The 17,693-nt window shown below is 55.4% G+C and carries 20 protein-coding genes; 14 read left to right on the forward strand and 6 right to left on the reverse strand.

The genetic code is table 11. The features are described from left to right. Window positions 1-53 precede the first annotated feature (53 nt). Complete coding sequence (hmpA, locus tag BN1117_RS09205) at window positions 54-1,247, reverse strand: NO-inducible flavohemoprotein (protein WP_040096744.1); 1,194 nt, start codon at window positions 1,245-1,247, stop codon at window positions 54-56. Between the two features lie 112 nt (window positions 1,248-1,359). Here hmpA and BN1117_RS09210 point away from each other — a divergent pair, with 112 nt between their 5' ends. Next, window positions 1,360-1,830 (forward strand): Rrf2 family transcriptional regulator, encoded by a 471-nt coding sequence (locus BN1117_RS09210; RefSeq protein ID WP_040096746.1) that lies wholly within the window; start codon window positions 1,360-1,362, stop codon window positions 1,828-1,830. Between the two features lie 28 nt (window positions 1,831-1,858). Here BN1117_RS09210 and BN1117_RS09215 read toward each other — a convergent pair whose 3' ends face one another. Both BN1117_RS09215 and BN1117_RS09220 read right to left on the reverse strand, forming a co-directional pair. Next, window positions 1,859-3,139, reverse strand: coding sequence for an HlyC/CorC family transporter (locus tag BN1117_RS09215; RefSeq protein WP_040096748.1), 1,281 nt, complete (start codon window positions 3,137-3,139; stop codon window positions 1,859-1,861). Between the two features lie 42 nt (window positions 3,140-3,181). Next, window positions 3,182-3,970: a cytochrome C assembly family protein gene (locus tag BN1117_RS09220; protein WP_040096750.1), complete on the reverse strand. Its 789-nt coding sequence runs from the start codon at window positions 3,968-3,970 to the stop codon at window positions 3,182-3,184. Between the two features lie 202 nt (window positions 3,971-4,172). Here BN1117_RS09220 and ffh point away from each other — a divergent pair, with 202 nt between their 5' ends. From ffh to rplS, 5 genes are all read left to right on the forward strand, one after another. Beyond that, window positions 4,173-5,549, forward strand: a complete 1,377-nt coding sequence (gene ffh / locus BN1117_RS09225; protein ID WP_005340391.1) for a signal recognition particle protein — start codon at window positions 4,173-4,175, stop codon at window positions 5,547-5,549. A 178-nt stretch (window positions 5,550-5,727) separates the two neighbouring features. Beyond that, window positions 5,728-5,976 carry a 30S ribosomal protein S16 gene (rpsP, locus tag BN1117_RS09230; protein WP_040096752.1) on the forward strand — a complete coding sequence of 83 codons (249 nt, stop codon included), beginning with the start codon at window positions 5,728-5,730 and terminating at the stop codon, window positions 5,974-5,976. A 24-nt stretch (window positions 5,977-6,000) separates the two neighbouring features. Beyond that, window positions 6,001-6,522 (forward strand): ribosome maturation factor RimM, encoded by a 522-nt coding sequence (rimM, locus tag BN1117_RS09235; RefSeq protein WP_040096753.1) that lies wholly within the window; start codon window positions 6,001-6,003, stop codon window positions 6,520-6,522. Window positions 6,523-6,556: 34 nt separating this feature from the next. After that, the gene (gene trmD, locus BN1117_RS09240) at window positions 6,557-7,303 is read left to right on the forward strand and encodes a tRNA (guanosine(37)-N1)-methyltransferase TrmD (RefSeq protein WP_040096755.1); all 747 of its coding nucleotides are present in this window, start codon (window positions 6,557-6,559) and stop codon (window positions 7,301-7,303) included. Window positions 7,304-7,338: 35 nt separating this feature from the next. Next, on the forward strand, window positions 7,339-7,686 hold the full coding sequence (gene rplS, locus BN1117_RS09245) for a 50S ribosomal protein L19 (protein ID WP_005313505.1): 348 nt from the start codon (window positions 7,339-7,341) through the stop codon (window positions 7,684-7,686). Window positions 7,687-7,794: 108 nt separating this feature from the next. Here rplS and BN1117_RS09250 read toward each other — a convergent pair whose 3' ends face one another. Continuing rightward, a complete protein-coding gene (locus BN1117_RS09250; RefSeq protein ID WP_005348910.1) occupies window positions 7,795-8,118 on the reverse strand; it encodes an isoamylase early set domain-containing protein in 324 nt (107 codons plus the stop codon). A gap of 80 nt (window positions 8,119-8,198) precedes the next feature. Next, complete coding sequence (gene mutH, locus BN1117_RS09255) at window positions 8,199-8,873, reverse strand: DNA mismatch repair endonuclease MutH (protein WP_040096756.1); 675 nt, start codon at window positions 8,871-8,873, stop codon at window positions 8,199-8,201. A 733-nt stretch (window positions 8,874-9,606) separates the two neighbouring features. Here mutH and rppH point away from each other — a divergent pair. The 8 genes from rppH (at window position 9,607) to BN1117_RS09295 (ending at window position 17,189) form a co-directional block, all read left to right on the forward strand. Next, window positions 9,607-10,134 (forward strand): RNA pyrophosphohydrolase, encoded by a 528-nt coding sequence (gene rppH, locus BN1117_RS09260; protein WP_040096758.1) that lies wholly within the window; start codon window positions 9,607-9,609, stop codon window positions 10,132-10,134. Between the two features lie 18 nt (window positions 10,135-10,152). Further along, window positions 10,153-12,432, forward strand: coding sequence for a phosphoenolpyruvate--protein phosphotransferase (gene ptsP / locus BN1117_RS09265; RefSeq protein WP_040096760.1), 2,280 nt, complete (start codon window positions 10,153-10,155; stop codon window positions 12,430-12,432). A gap of 67 nt (window positions 12,433-12,499) precedes the next feature. Continuing rightward, the gene (gene lgt, locus BN1117_RS09270; protein ID WP_031227775.1) at window positions 12,500-13,324 is read left to right on the forward strand and encodes a prolipoprotein diacylglyceryl transferase; all 825 of its coding nucleotides are present in this window, start codon (window positions 12,500-12,502) and stop codon (window positions 13,322-13,324) included. Next, window positions 13,324-14,118, forward strand: coding sequence for a thymidylate synthase (gene thyA, locus BN1117_RS09275; protein WP_040096761.1), 795 nt, complete (start codon window positions 13,324-13,326; stop codon window positions 14,116-14,118). The genes lgt and thyA overlap by 1 nt, the downstream gene beginning before the upstream one ends. A 206-nt stretch (window positions 14,119-14,324) precedes the next feature. After that, window positions 14,325-15,515 (forward strand): Na+/H+ antiporter NhaA, encoded by a 1,191-nt coding sequence (gene nhaA, locus BN1117_RS09280; RefSeq protein WP_040096763.1) that lies wholly within the window; start codon window positions 14,325-14,327, stop codon window positions 15,513-15,515. Further along, complete coding sequence (locus BN1117_RS09285) at window positions 15,512-15,916, forward strand: hypothetical protein (RefSeq protein ID WP_040096764.1); 405 nt, start codon at window positions 15,512-15,514, stop codon at window positions 15,914-15,916. Before nhaA ends, BN1117_RS09285 begins: the two co-directional genes overlap by 4 nt. Next, window positions 15,903-16,835 carry a transcriptional activator NhaR gene (nhaR, locus tag BN1117_RS09290; RefSeq protein WP_040096766.1) on the forward strand — a complete coding sequence of 311 codons (933 nt, stop codon included), beginning with the start codon at window positions 15,903-15,905 and terminating at the stop codon, window positions 16,833-16,835. Before BN1117_RS09285 ends, nhaR begins: the two co-directional genes overlap by 14 nt. 51 nt (window positions 16,836-16,886) lie before the next feature. Continuing rightward, on the forward strand, window positions 16,887-17,189 hold the full coding sequence (locus BN1117_RS09295; RefSeq protein ID WP_040096768.1) for an ArsR/SmtB family transcription factor: 303 nt from the start codon (window positions 16,887-16,889) through the stop codon (window positions 17,187-17,189). Window positions 17,190-17,238: 49 nt separating this feature from the next. Here the strand turns inward: BN1117_RS09295 and rpsT are convergent, their stop codons facing one another. Beyond that, window positions 17,239-17,502, reverse strand: coding sequence for a 30S ribosomal protein S20 (rpsT, locus tag BN1117_RS09300; RefSeq protein WP_005308808.1), 264 nt, complete (start codon window positions 17,500-17,502; stop codon window positions 17,239-17,241). Between the last annotated feature and the right edge of the window lie 191 nt (window positions 17,503-17,693).

Genomic DNA, 17,693 nt, shown 5'->3' on the forward strand with positions numbered 1-17,693 from the left:
CCGCCGTGCCATGACAGGCGGGTTTCTCACTCCGTTATATGTGATGGGGTGATTCAGAGATCTTGATGGGGGCCAAAAACTTCGTAATGGAGCTGGCTGGCCGGTACACCCAGCTCAAGTAACTGGCGTTTGATCGCCTGCATAAAGCCGATGGGGCCGCAGAAGTAGTAGTGGGCCTCGGGGGCAATACACGCTTTCACTGCGGCCAGATCCATGGTGCCGGAAAAATCGTAATGTTCCCCCTGCACATCACTGGCCTCAGGCTCCCGATACCAGACCCGGCTCAGCAGGTTGGGGTGCTGGCGAGATTTTTGTTGAATATCCTCCCCGAAGGCGTGAACCGAGCCCCGTTCGCAGGCGTGCAGCCAGGTGATGTTGGCCTGATGACCGCTCGCCAGCAGCTGGTTCAGCATGCTCATCATCGGCGTCACGCCAACACCGGCACTGAGCAGCACGACCGGAGTCTGGCTGTCGGCTTTCAGGTAGAAATCGCCAGTAGGGGGCATTACCTCGATCTTGTCGCCTGCCTGCAGGTGATCGTGCAGCAGATTGGAGACCTGACCTTGTGGCTCGCGCTTGACGCTGATCCGGTAATCCTGCCCGTTGGGCGCATCGGAGAGGGAGTACTGGCGGATCTCCTGATATTCCAGCTCGGGGTGGGTCAGCTTGATGCTGAGGTATTGACCCGGCTTGAAGGCCAGTACCGGCTTGCCATCTTCCGGCGCCAGCAGGAAGGAGGTGATGAGCGCACTCTCGGCCCGCTTCTCTTTGATGATGAAGGTGCGGGTACCTTGCCAGCCGCCATCCTGGCTGGCCTTCTCCTGATAGATCTCCTGCTCGCGGCCGATGAAGATATCGGCCAGTACGCCATACGCCTTGCCCCATGCCTCCAGCACCTCGTCGGTGACTGCACTGCCGCCCAATTCTTTGAGCGTGGCCAAGAGATGACTACCTACAATGTGATATTGTTCCGGCTGGATCAGAAATCCGGTATGTTTGTGCGCAATCCGCTCGACCGCACCGGCGAGTGCTCCCAGATTGTCGATATTCCTGGCGTAAGCTGCGACCGCATTGAACAGGGCTAGTGGCTGGCCGCCACTGCGTTGGTGGGCCAGGTTGAAGATATCTTTCAGCTCCGGGTTATGGCTGAACATCCGCTGATAGAAGTGCTGGGTCAGGGCCGGGCCGGCAGACTCCAGCAGAGGAATGGTGCTTTTAATGACGGCAACGGTGGTTTGGTCTAGCATAGAGGTCCTCGTTTCAATTAAACATTTAAAATGCCATTTAATAAGTAGCATCCTAGATGTTTATTTGACCTTAATCAATATTTCAATTGTTACATTGCGCTAATCAGGCCTTATGAGACTAACCAGTTATACAGATTTTGGATTGAGAGCTCTGCTCTATCTGGCAACCTTGCCGGAGGGGGAGTTGTCTAGTGTGGCCAAGGTATCGGCCCTTTATGGCGTGTCGCGCAACCACATGGTGAAGGTAGTCAATCAGTTGGTGAAGCTGGGCTATCTGCAATCCCAGCGGGGCAAAAACGGTGGGATCCGCATGGCGTGTGACCCTGCCACCATCAATATCGGGCAGGTGATCCGGGCTCTTGAAGGTAATCTGGACGGAATCGATTGTGGCTCGCCAGCCTGCCACATTGTCTCTGTCTGTCTGCTCAAAAGTGCGTTGAAAGAGGCGATGGATGCGTTTCTGGCGGTGATGGACAGCTATACGCTGCAAGACCTGCTGGCCAACCGGGAAGAGCTGCAACGTGTCTTTGGTGAGTTGATTCCAACCCTGGTGTTGGAGCCGGAAAATGATGATGAGTCATAGCAAGAGAGCTGCCATTGGCAGCTCTCTTTCAATCATGGTTGCTGTCGCTTGAGCGATAAGACGCAGGAATAATCCGCGCCATCTTCACCATATTGTTCTCGACTTCGAGAATTTCTATCGGATAGCCAGCGAGCCGGATCCCGATATTGGGCTGGGGGATCTCTTCCAGATATTCGAGGATCAGACCGTTAAGGGTTCTTGGTCCATCGATGGGCAGTTGCCAGTTCATCTCTTTGTTCAGCTCACGAATATTGGCTGAACCCTCGACCAGATAAGAACCATCCGGTTGGGGATGGATCTCGTCGCTCGGCGCTGGCGTCATGGAGGTGGTAAAGTCCCCCACGATCTCTTCCAGAATGTCATCCAGAGTGATTAGCCCCTGAATATCGCCATATTCATCGACGATCAGGCCAATCCGCTCCTTGTTGCGCTGGAATTTGGCCAGCTGCACGTTGAGCGGGGTGCCTTCCGGAATGAAGTAGATCTCGTCTACCTCTCGCAACAGGCTCGATTTGTTGAACTGATCCCTGGCTACCAGTCGCAGGGCATCGCGCGCGTGTAAAAATCCGACAACGTCGTCGATATTGTCGCGATAGAGCAGGATTTTGGTGTGAGCGCAGTGGGCCAGCTGGCGCTGGATGCTCTTCCAGTCATCATTGATGTCGATGGCGTAGATATCGCTGCGCGGCACCATGATGTCTTCGACCAGCATCTTGTCGAGATCCAGAATGCTCAGCAGCATCTCCTGATGGCGCTGGGGGATCAGGTTGCCAGCTTCGTTGACTATGGTGCGTAGCTCCTCGGTATTGAGGGAGTCATCCTTATTGGGATTGATCTTCAGCAGCTTGAGCAGACCGTTGGTAATGCCATTGATCAGCCAGACGAAAGGCGAGAGCGGCACCATCAATCCTTTCAGAATCCATGATGCCGGATAGGCAATCTTCTCGGGGTACATGGCTGCCAGCGTCTTGGGCGTCACTTCACCAACAATAAGTACCACCAGCGTCAAACCGAAGGTTGCGACGGCCACCCCGAGATCGCCAAACAGTCGGATACAGACGATGGTAGCGATGGCGGAGGCGAGGATATTGACCAGGTTGTTGCCGATCAGGATCAGTCCCAGTAGCCGATCGGGGCGTGAGAGCATTTTTTCTACCCGGATCGCAGCCTTGTGTTTAGCCTGTGCCAGATGCCGCAGTTTGTAGCGGTTGATGGACATCAAGCCAGTTTCAGAACTGGAGAAGAAGGCGGATAAGAAGATCAGAATAACGAGGACAATCAGTAATGTGCTCGTTGAGATGCTGTCCAAAAAAGGCTCCTGCGGGATGGGATGGCTAAAAAAGTATAGGTGTCAGCTTAACAGCACTTCTTTGACGAAGCGGCTGCCAAAGTAGGCCAGGGTCAGGATAAAGCTGCCAATCAGACTCAGTGTGATGACTTTGCGGCCGCGCCAGCCATAAGTGTGATGGCCCCATAGCAGCAGCACATAAACACACCATGCCAGGATGGAGAGCACAGCTTTGTGGGATTTACCCTGAGCGAACATATCTTCAAGAAAGAAGAGGCCGGAGGCGATGGAGAAAGTCAGCAGGAGTACCCCCGCAGAGATCAGCTGAAACAGTCGTTTTTCCACTGTCATCAGCGGCGGCATGGCTGGCAGGCTGCTGATTTTTCGAGATTTAAGCTGCTTGTCCAGACAGGCAAGCTGCAACGCAAACAGACAGGCGATCATCAAGACCGAGTAGGCCATCAGGGCGAGGCCGATGTGCAGCAACAGTTGGGGATGAGCCTCCAGATGGGTGATGTAGCGACCGGGGATCAGGGCGCTGGCTATCAGTAGCAGGGCCGAAAAACTGTAGACCACCGGCAGCAGGATCCAGCCGTTGAAGCGGCGGGTGACACAGGTCATGAAGCCACTGATGATCAGACTCACCAACGAGGCAACGTTGAGCATGCTCAGGTTCTGGCCGGCGCTTTGCAACACCTCTGAGCCCAGCGTGCTGGCGTGGGCGACCAAGGCCAATCCGATACAGGCAAACAGGGAGCGATGTCCCACCGGCTTGGCGCTCAGTAGCAGATGCAGGGAGGCAAAAATGGCCAGCAGATAAAACGCCAGGGCCAGAACAGAGATGACGATCATAACCAGGTCATTGTTGCACAAGCTTTTGAGGGTAAGAGGGGCAGTATACCTTGCACGAGAAGTGCTCGCCAGTTGTGCAATGTCCGATCTGCCCATATATAGGGAGATGGTCCCTGTTGCTGTCGTGCGGTGAATAATCGTCCTCGCGCCTGCTCTGGGTTATAATGCCCCCAATTTATTACGCCAAGAACCGGAATCCGTCATGTTTGAGAATTTGACTGAACGACTCTCGCGCACCTTGCGCAATGTCAGTGGCCGTGGTCGCCTGACCGAAGACAATATCAAGGAAACCCTGCGCGAAGTCCGCATGGCGCTGCTCGAAGCAGATGTCGCCCTGCCGGTAGTGCGTGATTTTGTGGCGCGGGTTAAAGAACGCGCAGTCGGCCAGGAAGTGGCCAAGTCCCTGAGCCCGGGCCAGGCATTTATCAAAATTGTGCACGGTGAACTGGTCACCGTGATGGGGGAGGCCAACGAACAGCTCAATTTGGCTGCCCAGCCGCCGGCGATCATCCTGATGGCGGGTCTGCAGGGCGCCGGTAAGACCACCACGGTCGGTAAACTGGCCAAGCTGCTCAAAGAGCGCAGCAAGAAGAAAGTGCTGGTGGTCAGTGCCGACGTCTATCGCCCTGCGGCGATCAAGCAGCTGGAGACCCTGGCCAGCGACATCGGGGTCGACTTTTTCCCGAGCGATGCCAGCCAAAAGCCTGTCGATATCGCAACCGCCGCCATCGATCAAGCGCGCAAGAAATTCTATGACGTGGTGATCGTCGATACCGCCGGCCGTCTGCACGTCGATAGTGAGATGATGGCCGAGATCCAGGATCTGCATGCCACCATCAAGCCGGTTGAGACCCTGTTTGTGGTCGATGCCATGACCGGTCAGGATGCCGCCAACACCGCCAAGGCGTTCAATGAAGCGCTGCCGCTCACCGGCGTGATCCTCACCAAGGCAGACGGTGACGCCCGTGGTGGTGCCGCCCTTTCAGTGCGCCACATCACCGGCAAGCCGGTCAAGTTTATCGGGATGGGTGAAAAAACCGATGCGCTGGAGCCGTTCCACCCGGATCGTCTTGCTTCCCGGATTCTTGGCATGGGCGATGTGCTCTCGCTTATCGAAGAGGTGGAGCGCAACGTTGATAAAGAGAAAGCCGCCAAGCTGGCCAGCAAGGTCAAGAGCGGCAAAGGCTTCGATCTGGAAGATTTCCGCGAGCAATTGGCCCAGATGCGCAACATGGGCGGCATGATGGGGATGCTCGACAAGCTGCCCGGCATGTCCGGTTTGCCGGATAACGTGAAAGATCAGATGGATGACAAGCTCACCGTGCGGATGGAGGCGATCATCAGCTCCATGACCCCCAAGGAGCGTGCCCATCCTGACCTCATCAAGGGTTCCCGCAAACGCCGTATCGCTGCAGGCTCCGGTATGCAGGTTCAAGACGTGAACAAGCTGCTCAAGCAGTTCACCGAGATGCAGCGCATGATGAAGAAAATGTCCGGCAAGGGCGGCATGCGCAAGATGATGAGCCAGATGAAGAACATGATGCCCCCCGGTTTCGGTGGCGGTCGCGGCCCGTTCTGATCCGGCCTGTGTGTTGATGGGGGGTCTGCAGCGGCAGGCCCCTTTTCATTGCCGCTCTGCGCAAAAAATGGCTGGCTTGGTTGCAATTATTACGAATCCAAGTAGAATTACGCGGCTTATTTTAAGCTAGGGTCCGCGTGTTTGCGGGCCTTGTTCATTAGATGTTAATGAGGACGATATGGTAACCATTCGTTTACAACGTGGTGGCGCGAAAAAGCGTCCGTTCTACCAGGTAGTAGTTTCTGACAGCCGTTGCGCCCGTGACGGTCGCTTCATCGAGCGCGTTGGTTTCTTCAACCCGGTTGCTTCTGGTCAGGCTGAAAAGCTGAACCTGGACCTGGCTCGTATCGAGCATTGGGTTGCTACTGGTGCCGCTGTTTCTGACCGCGTTGCCAAGCTGATCAAAGACGCTAAAAAAGCTGCTTAATCAGCCAAACGGTAAGGAGTTAAGGTGGAAAAACCTGTAGTTCTGGGCACCCTGGGTACCGTTTATGGCATCAAGGGCTGGCTTAAAGTGAACTCCTTCACCGATGTTGCCGAAGCGATTTTCGATTACAACCCCTGGCTGATCAATCAGAACGGGGCGTGGCGTGAAATTCGGGTTTCGGCCTGGAAGCGTCACAACAAGGGTCTGATTTGCAAACTCGATGGTATCGATGTGCGCGAAGATGCCCTGGCATTGACCAATGTCGAGATTGGCGTACCCGCCGATCTGTTGCCTGCGTTGCCCGAAGGGGAGTTCTACTGGCGTGACCTGATTGGTTGCACCGTAGTGACTACCAAGGGGTACGACCTGGGCAAGGTGACCGAATTGATGGAAACCGGCTCCAACGATGTGTTGGTGGTTGAGGCCAATGTAAAAGATGCCTTTGGTGCAAAGGAGCGGTTGATTCCGTTCCTGGAAGAGCAGGTGATCAAGAATATTGATCTGACTGCTCGAACAATCGAAGTTGATTGGGATCCTGGTTTCTAGTTTCCCGCGCTAACACGGGTGCCGGAGGTTTCTTATGTGGATTGGGGTCATTAGCCTCTTCCCTGAAATGTTCCGAGCCATTACCGAGCACGGGGTAACGGGTCGGGCCGTCAAGAGTGGCCTGCTGCAGATTGAGTGCTGGAACCCCCGGGAGTTTACCCACGATAAACACCGTACGGTCGATGATCGTCCTTATGGTGGTGGGCCCGGCATGTTAATGATGGTTCAGCCGCTGCGTGACGCGATTCATGCAGCCAAGCAAGCGGCGGGAGACGGGGCGAAAGTCATCTATCTCTCTCCTCAGGGACGCAAGCTGACTCAAGCGGGCGTAACCGAGTTGGCGACAAATCAGAAACTGATTCTGGTCGCCGGTCGATACGAAGGTATCGATGAACGCGTGATACAAACCGAAGTCGACGAAGAGTGGTCTATCGGGGATTACGTGTTAAGTGGTGGCGAGTTGCCTGCCATGACCCTGATCGATGCGGTTTCGCGTCTGGTCCCCGGGGTTTTGGGCGATCAGGCGAGTGCCGAGCAAGACTCCTTCACGGATGGCTTGCTGGATCATCCCCACTATACTCGGCCGGAGGTGTTGGATGGGTTGGCGGTGCCCGAGGCGCTAACAAGCGGCAATCACGAAGTGATCAGGCGCTGGCGTCTAAAGCAATCGCTCGGACGAACCTGGCAAAGAAGGCCGGAACTTATTAACAACCTAGCTCTGACTGACGAGCAAGAATCACTTCTTGCCGAGTATGTCCGCGAAGTGCGTGACAGCGTTTAGTAGAGTTTTCAGTTTATCCTAGGTAAGGAAAGACAATGAGCAAGATTATTCAGCAGCTTGAACAAGAGCAACTGCGTACCGACATCCCGGCTTTTGCCCAGGGCGACACTGTACGTGTTCAAGTTCGTGTTAAAGAAGGTGGTAAAGAGCGTCTGCAGGCTTTCGAAGGCATCGTTATTGCCAAGCGTAACCGCGGTCTGCACTCTGCTTTCACCGTTCGCAAGATCTCCAACGGCGAAGGTGTTGAGCGTGTATTCCAGACTCACTCTCCGCTGATCCACAGTGTAGAACTGAAGCGTCGTGGTGATGTTCGCCGCGCCAAACTGTACTACCTGCGCAACCTGTCCGGTAAAGCTGCTCGTATCAAAGAGAAGCTCAACTAATTCGATTCGAATTGGTGTCGGTATGTCGGCAAATAGCTCGACAGGTAGTGAAAAGGCTCGCCAATGGCGAGCCTTTTTTGTATCCGTCTATTGGCTATCTGGGAGCCGTTACTGGATGACCCGAACTACCGAGTTGTCTCGCCCGAAGGGGCCTGGCACATAGTCATCCGCTGCCCAGTCATTCTCGTAGAGGGTTTCCCCTGCCGGGGTGATGAGCTGGTAGCAATATTCGAAGTATCCCGGGCCGTCGGTCGGCAGATTGAGGGTGGCTTTGAACTCGCCGCTCTTCATGCGTTTCAGCTCGACCGGTTGCCACTGGGTGAATTCGCCGATCAGCATCACCTGCTCTGCCCCTGCGGCCGCCTCTTTCTCTACGGCAAAGGTCACCTTGACCTCGGGCTTGGACTTCAAAAACTGTTTGATCAGTGGCATGACGCCTCCTTGTCTGTGAGTTAAAAATGGCTCCTGTCTATTTTTATACCACCATATGACAAAGATGTTGATAAGGCAGATCAAGTCGGCAAGGCAAAATAACGTTGCAGCAAACTGTGGGTGAAGTCAGTCTTGAGATAGAAGCCGCGGGGCAGGGTCATGATGGGTTGACCATCGCGGCCGATGGCGCGAGTCAGCGCCTTGTTGTTGGCCGCCTTGGGCCGCAGTTGCATCACCTGGCCGTGGCGCGCGCTGATCTGCTCCACTTCCCCCAGCACTATCATGTCCATCAGCTCCTCCCAGTCCTGACGCAGTAGCCGTTCTTCCTCTTCATTCGGGCTCCACATCAGCGGCATGCCGACTCGCCGTTCGCCAACCGGGATCTCCCGACTGCCTTCCACCGGGATCCAGAGTACCCGGGAGAGTTTGTTGCGCACGTTTGACTGCTCCCAGCGCTGGCCGCTGACGCCGATCAGCGGGGCGACACAGACGAAGGTGGTCTCCAGCGGTTTGCCCTGAGGATCCACGGGGATCGTCTTGAGTTCGATCCCCAGCTCCGGGAAGTCCTGCTCCGGCTTGCTTCCCGCGCTGGCCCCCAGTTGCAGCTCGAGCAACTGACCGACCCACCCCTTGTCACGGCGCAGATCGTTGGGCACCGCGACACCAGTCTCGGCGGCCAGCTGCGCCAGCGTGAAGCCGGCCATGGCATAGGCACGGCTCAATAACTCCTGCTCGGATTGGGGATTGCTTGGCATAGTTGGCTCCATCTTGCTCGCCATATTCTAACAGGGGAGGATCTTGAGCAGGATCGCTGTTTTTATAACCGATCCTGAGTGGATAAGATCAAATGCAGATAATTTGGCGCTAATCATCTCATCGTTATGATTTTAAAAGGTTTTGTATGTTTTATCGAGCAGTGAACCGGTTCTGGTTTGACCTCTAAATAGTTGTCCAAGGGTTTGTGTATGATGTTACACACAGTTATCCACAGAAATCTTGGATAACTGGATGAAAGTGGCTGGAGTCGCTGATATGTTACAAAAAATTGTGAATGCGACCCCATTTTCATAGGGTAAACGGGGTAGATATTGTGCCACTCCTGTGGATAAATTCACCGAGGTGGATCTTTGAGCAGTTGAACTTGTTCACAATCCTGATCTGGGATCTGGCACTTGGAGTGACATGGATCTTGATCCAGTCTTATACACTCAACCATATGTATAATAGTGTTTTTTTATAGTTTCTCTTGTGCAATGAAGCAGAGGCTCACTTTTCGCTGATCGCCAAAAAGTACTGTATATACCCGTTTACTAACAGCTTTATGCACAGTCTGGGTGGGCAACTTGAGGGAGTGGATCCTTGGATTTGTTTATAAGTAGGTTTGAAATTGAAAGTTATTCATGAAACAGGGGATTCACTCCTTGTTTGCTGCCACGGAGTGAATGTGGAACAATCTCCTTATAGATTCAGCCTTTATAAGGTGATCACGTGATTGATGGCGACGGATTTCGTCCCAATGTCGGTATCGTGATCTGTAACCGTGAAGGACAAGTGTTGTGGGCTAAACGCTATGGGCAGCACTCCTGGCAGTTTCCGCAGGGGGGGGTTGATGATGGTGAAACGCCAGAGCAGGCCATGTATCGCGAGCTGTATGAGGAGATCGGCCTCAAGCCCGACGATGTGACCATATTGGCGACCAGTCGCAACTGGCTGAAGTACCGTTTACCCAAACGTCTTGTCCGCTGGGACAGTTCACCGGTCTGTATTGGCCAAAAGCAAAAATGGTTCCTGTTACAACTTGGTCCGGGCAGGGAATCGCGGATCCAGTTTGGCTGTCATGGCCATCCCGAATTTGACGACTGGCGTTGGGTCAGCTTCTGGTACCCGGTGCGTCAGGTTGTCTCGTTCAAGCGGGAGGTTTACCGCCGGGTCATGAAAGAGTTTGCCCCGCTGGCCATGCCAGTGCCGGCAGTGCAGGTCAACAAGAAGGATGGGCGGCGCAATCGCGCCCGCTAACTAAGGAGCACAGATTAGTTGTTAACGGAACTGAGACGTATCGTCGAGAGCATGGCCGAGGCCAATACCCTCGAGCAGGCCTTGCAGGCATTGGTGAGCCAGACCCGGCACGCCATGGCAGTGGACTGCTGCTCTGTCTATGTCTCGGAACCCGAGGTGCGCCGCTATCGCTTGGCGGCTACCGATGGCTTGGCCCCGTCTGCGGTTGGCAAGGTGACCCTGCCCTACGAGCAGGGCATCGTCGGTCTGGTCGGTCAGCGGGAAGAGCTGATCAACCTGGCTGATGCCCCCGCCCACCCCAGTTTCAAATTCTTGCCCGATGTCGCCGAAGAGGCGTTCCGCTCCTTCCTCGGCGCCCCCATCATGCATCAGCGTCAGGTGGTTGGCATTCTGGTGGTGCAGCAGAAGGAGAGTCGCCGCTTCGATGAGGGGGAAGAGTCCTTCATGGTCACCCTGGCCGCCCAGCTGGCGGCGCGGATCGCTCAGGCGCAGGCCAAGGGGTGGTTGCAGAAGACAGACTGGAGCAAACCGCTGCGCGGTATTGCCGGTGCCAGTGGCATCGCCATGGCCAAGGCCTGGGTGTGGCGGCCCCGCAAGGCGCTCTCGTCCATTACCCCGCGCAAGGATGAAGATCATGCCAGCCAGCTGGCGCGGCTGGAGCTGGCGGTTGAGGAAGTGCGGCACGACCTGGAGAGTCTGGCGCTGCGTTTTCGCGAGAGCTACAGCCAGGATTCGGTGGCGATCTTCGATATCTACCTCCATCTGCTCAGCGATCCCGGCTACATCAAGCCCATTCGCAACAAGGTGAGCAAGGAGCACTGGACTGCGGTCTCGGCGATCAAAATCATCAGCGATCGTTTGATCGAGCAGTTCAAGGGGATGAAGGATCCCTACTTGCAGGAGCGCTCCACCGACGTGAAGGATATTGCCCAGCGGCTGATCAGCCGACTGGTGCAAAACGAACCGGAACATATCGCCATCGGCGAGCCGGTGGTGCTGGTTGCCGACGAGGTGACCGCTACCATTTTGGCGGAAGTGCCCCGCGAGTATCTGACCGGGGTGGTCTCGCTCAAGGGGGGAACCAACTCCCACGCCGCCATTCTGGCCCGCGCCATGGGGGTCGCCGCCATCATGGGGGTCGATCTGCCGCTCGGTGACATCGGCGGTCGCATGCTGGTTGTCGATGGTTACAGCGGCGATCTCTTTATCGAACCCAATCAGGTGATCCTGACCGAGTATCGTCAGCTGCTGAGCGAAGAGCGGGCACTCGATACCCTGGTGCGCAGTGCCGACAGCCAGCCATCCGAGACGGCTGACGGTACCAAGGTCTCCCTGCTGCTCAACGCCGGGCTCAGTGCCGATACCGAGATTTCTCTCAATCAGCTGGCGGACGGGGTGGGTCTCTATCGCACCGAGATCCCCTTTATGCTGCAGGAGAGCTTCCCCTCCGAGTGGGAGCAGACGGCCCGCTATCGCGGTATTCTGGAGACCTACCGCAACCGGCCGGTCTGCATGCGGACCCTGGATGTGGGCGGCGACAAGCCGTTACCCTATTTCCCTATCGTCGAGGAAAACCCCTTCCTTGGCTGGCGGGGGATCCGGATCACCCTGGATCACCCCGAACTGTTTCTGGTGCAGCTCAAGGCGATGCTGCGGGCCAGTGAAGGGCTGGACAATCTGGCCATTATGCTGCCAATGATCAGCAGCGTCAGCGAAATCAAGGCCTCCCGTCGTCTGCTGGATCAGGCGTGGCGGGAAGTGTCGGAAGAGGCGGCGAGCCGCGATGCGGTGATCCGCTACCCGAGCCTCGGGGTGATGATCGAGGTGCCCTCAGCCCTCTTTATCTTGCCGGAGATGGCGCCGCTCATCGACTTCTGGTCGGTGGGTAGCAATGACCTGACCCAGTACCTGCTGGCGGTGGATCGCAACAACTCCCGGGTTGCCAACATTTACGACGCCTTCCATCCTGCGGTGATCCGCGCCCTGCAACAGCTGGTTGATGCCTCCCATCGCTACCAGAAGCCGGTGTCGGTGTGTGGCGAGCTGGCCGGTGATCCGGTCGGCGTACTGTTGCTGCTTGCCATGGGTTATCGCCGCTTCAGTATGAACACTCACAACATTGCCCGGATCAAGTACGTGTTGCGTCAATCCACCCTGGATGAATTGACTGCCTTGCTGGCCGATGGCCTGAAACATGAAAATCCCCATGTGCTGCGCGGTCTGTTTGCCCGCTATCTGGAGGAGCATGGTTTGGGCGGCTTGCTGCGCGTCGGGCATAAATCGAAACAGAGTGATTGATAATCATGCCTTGTCCCTGCTAACGAATGATCGGAAAATGCGGCTTTTATTTTGACTGGGGCCGCTTATGCAGCACGATGGATATTGGGTTTTCTCGCAGATTGATCCCGTAGCATTCAGTTTGGGACCACTATCGGTACGCTGGTATGGTCTCATGTACCTGTTTGGTTTCGCGTTTGCCATGTGGCTGGCTGGCCGTCGCGCCGATGCACCAAACAGCGGCTGGACCCGCAACGAGGTGTCGGATCTGCTGTTTTACGGCTTCCTCGGGGTGATCCTCGGTGGCCGTGTCGGTTACGTGCTGTTTTACAACTTCGATCTTTTCCTCGCAGATCCCACCTACCTGTTCAAAATCTGGACCGGCGGCATGTCGTTCCACGGTGGCCTGATCGGGGTGATCACCGCGATGATCTGGTTTGCCCACAAGACCAAGCGCCACTTCTTCACCGTGGCTGACTTTGTGGCACCGCTCATTCCGTTTGGTCTCGGTGTCGGCCGGATCGGCAACTTCCTCAACGGCGAGTTGTGGGGCCGGGTCACCGATGTGCCCTGGGCCATCATCTTCCCGGAGGCTGGCCCCGAGCCGCGTCATCCCTCCCAGCTCTACCAGTTCGCACTGGAAGGGGTGGTGCTGTTCATCATCCTCAACCTGTTCTGGCGCAAGAATCCGCCGCGCGGCGCCATCTCTGGCATGTTCCTGCTGTTCTACGGCCTGTTCCGTTTCCTGGTGGAGTTTGTGCGCCAGCCGGACAGCCAGCTTGGTCTTTACTTTCAGGAGATCAGCATGGGCCAGATCCTCTCCACCCCGATGATTATCGCCGGTGCCCTGATGATCTGGGCCGCCTACAAGCGCCCGCAGTTGTTCGGTAATGCCGTGAAGGAGGCGAAATAATGCGAGCTTATCTCGACCTGATGCAGAAGATCCTCGATGAGGGCACCGTCAAGTCAGACCGTACCGGCACTGGTACCGTCTCCCTGTTCGGCCATCAGATGCGCTTCAATCTGGCGGAAGGTTTCCCGCTGGTGACCACCAAGAAGTGCCACCTGCGCTCTATCATTCACGAGCTGCTCTGGTTCCTCAATGGCGATACCAATACCGCTTATCTGAAGGAAAATGGCGTCAGCATCTGGGATGAGTGGGCCGACGAAAATGGCGATCTGGGGCCGGTTTACGGTGCTCAGTGGCGCTCATGGCCTGCGGCCGACGGGTCTGTCATCGACCAGATCCAGAAGGCTGTGGATGACATCAAGCACAACCCGGATTCGCGCCGCATCATCGTCTCCGCCTGGAACGTGGGTGAGCTGGACAAGATGGCGCTGGCTCCCTGTCACGCCTTCTTCCAGTTCTATGTGGCGGACGGCAAGCTCTCCTGCCAGCTCTACCAGCGCAGCTGTGATGTCTTCCTCGGCCTGCCGTTCAACATCGCCAGCTACGCCCTGCTGACCCATATGATGGCCCAGCAGTGCAATCTGGAAGTGGGTGACTTCGTCTGGACTGGCGGTGATGTGCATCTCTACGCCAACCACATGGAGCAGACTGCGCTGCAGCTCTCCCGCGAGCCGCGTCCGTTGCCGACCCTGGTGATCAAGCGCAAGCCCGACACCATCTTCGACTACAAGTTCGAGGATTTCGAGATCCTTGGCTACGATCCCCACCCGGGTATCAAAGCGCCTGTTGCAATTTAAGTGCAATGATATGAACAATAAAGGCGCCCATTGGCGCCTTTATTGTTCGTACTACACTTATAGCGAGCACTATTGATATCGAAAAGAGTAGAGTTTTTGGCTTTATTATTCGGTTTTACCGATGTTTTTGGTCGTAAGAAACGATTTTCCACTATGCTGATGGCTGTCTTAGACTGCTTCCCTTGATCGCAACAGGACGGTTTTATATGAGCGAAACCATTAAGAAATTTCTGAAGATGGAGAGTGCCGGTGGCATCATCCTGATCATTGCTGCCATGTTGGCGATGGTGCTGGCCAACAGCAATCTTGCTTCTTTTTATCAGGCTTTTCTTGATACCCCGGTTCAGATGCGTATTGCCAGCCTTGATATTCACAAACCCTTGCTGCTCTGGATCAATGACGGCTTTATGGCTGTCTTCTTCCTGTTGGTTGGTCTGGAAGTGAAGCGTGAAATGCTGGAAGGGGCGCTCTCGACCCGGGTTCAGGCGACCTTCCCGGCTATCGCGGCGGTGGGTGGCATGCTGGCTCCCGCGCTGATCTACGCTTTCTTCAACTATTCGGACGAAGTCGCGCGTGCTGGCTGGGCGATTCCGGCGGCAACGGACATCGCTTTTGCCCTGGGTGTGATGGCTCTGCTCGGCAAGCGAGTGCCAGTTAGTCTCAAGGTATTCCTGCTGGCGCTGGCCATCATGGATGACCTTGGGGTCATCATCATCATCGCCCTCTTCTATACCCAGCAGCTGTCGCTGGAGGCGCTGGCAATAGGTATTCTGGCGACCCTCACCCTGCTTTGGATGAATCGCCGTGGTGAGGACAGGATCGGCCTCTACATGCTGGTTGGCCTGGTGCTCTGGGTCGCGGTGCTCAAATCGGGCGTCCATGCCACTCTGGCCGGTGTGGTGGTAGGTTTTATGATCCCGCTGAAAGGAAAACGCTATGCCTCGCCACTCAAGCATCTGGAACACGCACTGCATCCCTGGAGCTCCTATTTGATCCTGCCACTCTTTGCATTTGCGAATGCGGGCGTTTCTCTTGATGGTATCGGTTTTTCAGCACTGTTTAGCCCGGTTCCGCTTGGCATCATGCTTGGTCTGTTTGTTGGCAAGCCGCTTGGGGTGTTTACCATCAGCTGGTTATCGGTCAAGTTGGGGGTAGCCCAGTTGCCTCCTGGCGTCAACTTCAAGCAGATTTTTGCGGTCAGCATCCTCTGTGGTATCGGGTTCACTATGTCGATGTTTATCGCATCGCTGGCATTTGAGCATGGTGGGCTCGATTATGGCAGTTACTCACGCCTTGGCATCCTGGTTGGATCCACTCTGGCGGCCGTAGTTGGCTATCTCGTCTTGCGGATGTCGCTTCCCAATCGGGAAGGGGATCAAAGTACGGAGGGGTTATGAAAAAATATGGATGGCTCGTGATATTGCTAAGCCCGTCTCTGTTGGCGGCAAGTTTGCAAGATTGCCAGCAGGATGCCTATTCCGAACCTTGTTCAGCCTATCTTAATGGGGTTGTTGATAGCGCGTTTATGTTGGGGGACAAGCAGACCAAGGCAAAGTTCGGCGAAACATTTTCCGAACGTGCATTGAGCAGCCGTGCCGGCGAGCTGGTCAAACAGTCCAATAAACGCTACTGCGGTGAACGTATGCCTGATAAAAACTACCTCAAGGGGCGATTGCAAGAGCGTTTCACTGCAAACAAGGTTGACTCGATCAGCGACATGTATGACATTCTGGCGGTTGAACTTAGCTGCTACCGGAGCCCGCGTACCGCGGGAACCCCACAGGATGTCACACCTTAACTACAACCATCTCTACTATTTCTGGATGACTCAGAAGAAGGGCTCCGTCACGCAAGCGGCGGAAGCCCTTTTTCTCACCCCGCAAACCGTGACCGGTCAGATTAAGCTGCTTGAGCAGCGCCTCGGTGGCAAGCTGCTCAAGCGCAAAGGGCGCAGCCTTGAGGCGACCGAGCTGGGTCAGCTGGTGTTTCGCTATGCTGACAAGATGTTCAGCCTCTCCTATGAGATGCTCGATATCGTCAATTACCGTAAGGAGAGCCAGATCCTGTTCGACGTCGGTATCGCTGATGCGCTCTCCAAGCGCTTGGCCAGCCGTGTGCTGCTCTCCGTTATCCCCAATGATGGTTCCATCCACCTGCGTTGCTTCGAATCGACTCACGAGCTGCTGCTGGAGCAGTTGAGCGAGCACAAGCTCGATATGATCCTCTCCGACTGCCCGGTGGACTCCAGCCAACATGCTGGCTTGCTCTCGAAACGGCTGGGCGGTTGTGGTGTCAGTTTTTTCTGCAAGGCACCGCTGCCTGAAAAGCCTTTTCCTGCTTGTCTGGAGGAGCGCAAGTTGTTAATCCCTGGTCGCCGTACCGCTATGGGGCGTCAGCTGACCCAATGGTTCGAGCAGCAGGGGGTATCCCCCAGTATTCTTGGCGAGTTCGATGATGCCGCCCTGATGAAGGCGTTTGGCTTTTTTAATCAGGGGATTTTCATGGCTCCGACCATCTATCGTGAGGAGCTCCTTGAAGGAGAGGATGTCATGTTGCTTGGGGAGACCCAGGAGCTGATGGAGGAGTATTACGTTATTTTCGCCGAGCGAATGATCCAGCATCCGGCGGTGAAGCGGGTCTGTGAGAGTGACTTTACTTTCCTTTTTGCCGGGGAAGAGAACTTCTCTGCGATCCAACCGACCACCCTGTCGTTTTAAAACGGCCCGTCACCACGTATCATCGACGATAAGTGGCAGAGGAGAGATGTGATGCAACTTGAAGAGATGGCAGCCAATGCGAATCGGGCTGTAGCACTGCTCAAGGCGTTGGCCAACGAGCGGCGACTCTTTATCCTGTGCCATCTGCTGGAGCGGGAGTTGTCGGTGGGGGAGCTTAACGAGCAGTTGGGTTTGAGTCAGTCGGCCTTATCACAGCATCTGGCGCTGTTGCGGCGGGATGAGCTGGTGGCGACGCGCAAAGAGGCACAGACGGTCTACTATTCGCTGCGCAGCCATGAGGTGCGTGAGGTGATCAGTTTGCTGCATCGACTTTATTGCAGCGCAGACAAATAAAAAACCGGCACTAAGGCCGGTTTTTTCAGCTTTTATCAGCAGATGCTGATTAAGCCATAGCTTTGATCTGGGCAGACAGGCGGCTCTTGTGACGAGCAGCTTTGTTCTTGTGGATCAGGCCTTTGGTCGCCATACGATCCATGATCGGCTGAGCAACAGCGAAAGCGGCAGTCGCAGCAGCTTTGTCGCCAGAGGCGATAGCAGCGATGACTTTCTTCAGGTAGGTACGGGTCATGGAACGACGGCTGGCGTTGTGCTGACGGCGTTTTTCTGACTGAAGAGCGCGCTTCTTAGCAGATTTGATGTTAGCCAAGGTAAAACTCCTAAAACTGTCTTAGCGAGTGTATTGAAAAGGCCCGGAAATATGCCCTTCCAACCACATAATGTCAAATGATTTGTGCAAATAAACACCGCCTCCCGGTGGTGTGTCAGTAGGGAGACGGTTAAACTGTCGGCCGATTCTAGCAGCATTCTTTTCATTCTGACAGTTCCAGAGGCCTCGTC

The organism is Aeromonas australiensis (assembly GCF_000819725.1).
GTDB lineage: Bacteria > Pseudomonadota > Gammaproteobacteria > Enterobacterales > Aeromonadaceae > Aeromonas > Aeromonas australiensis.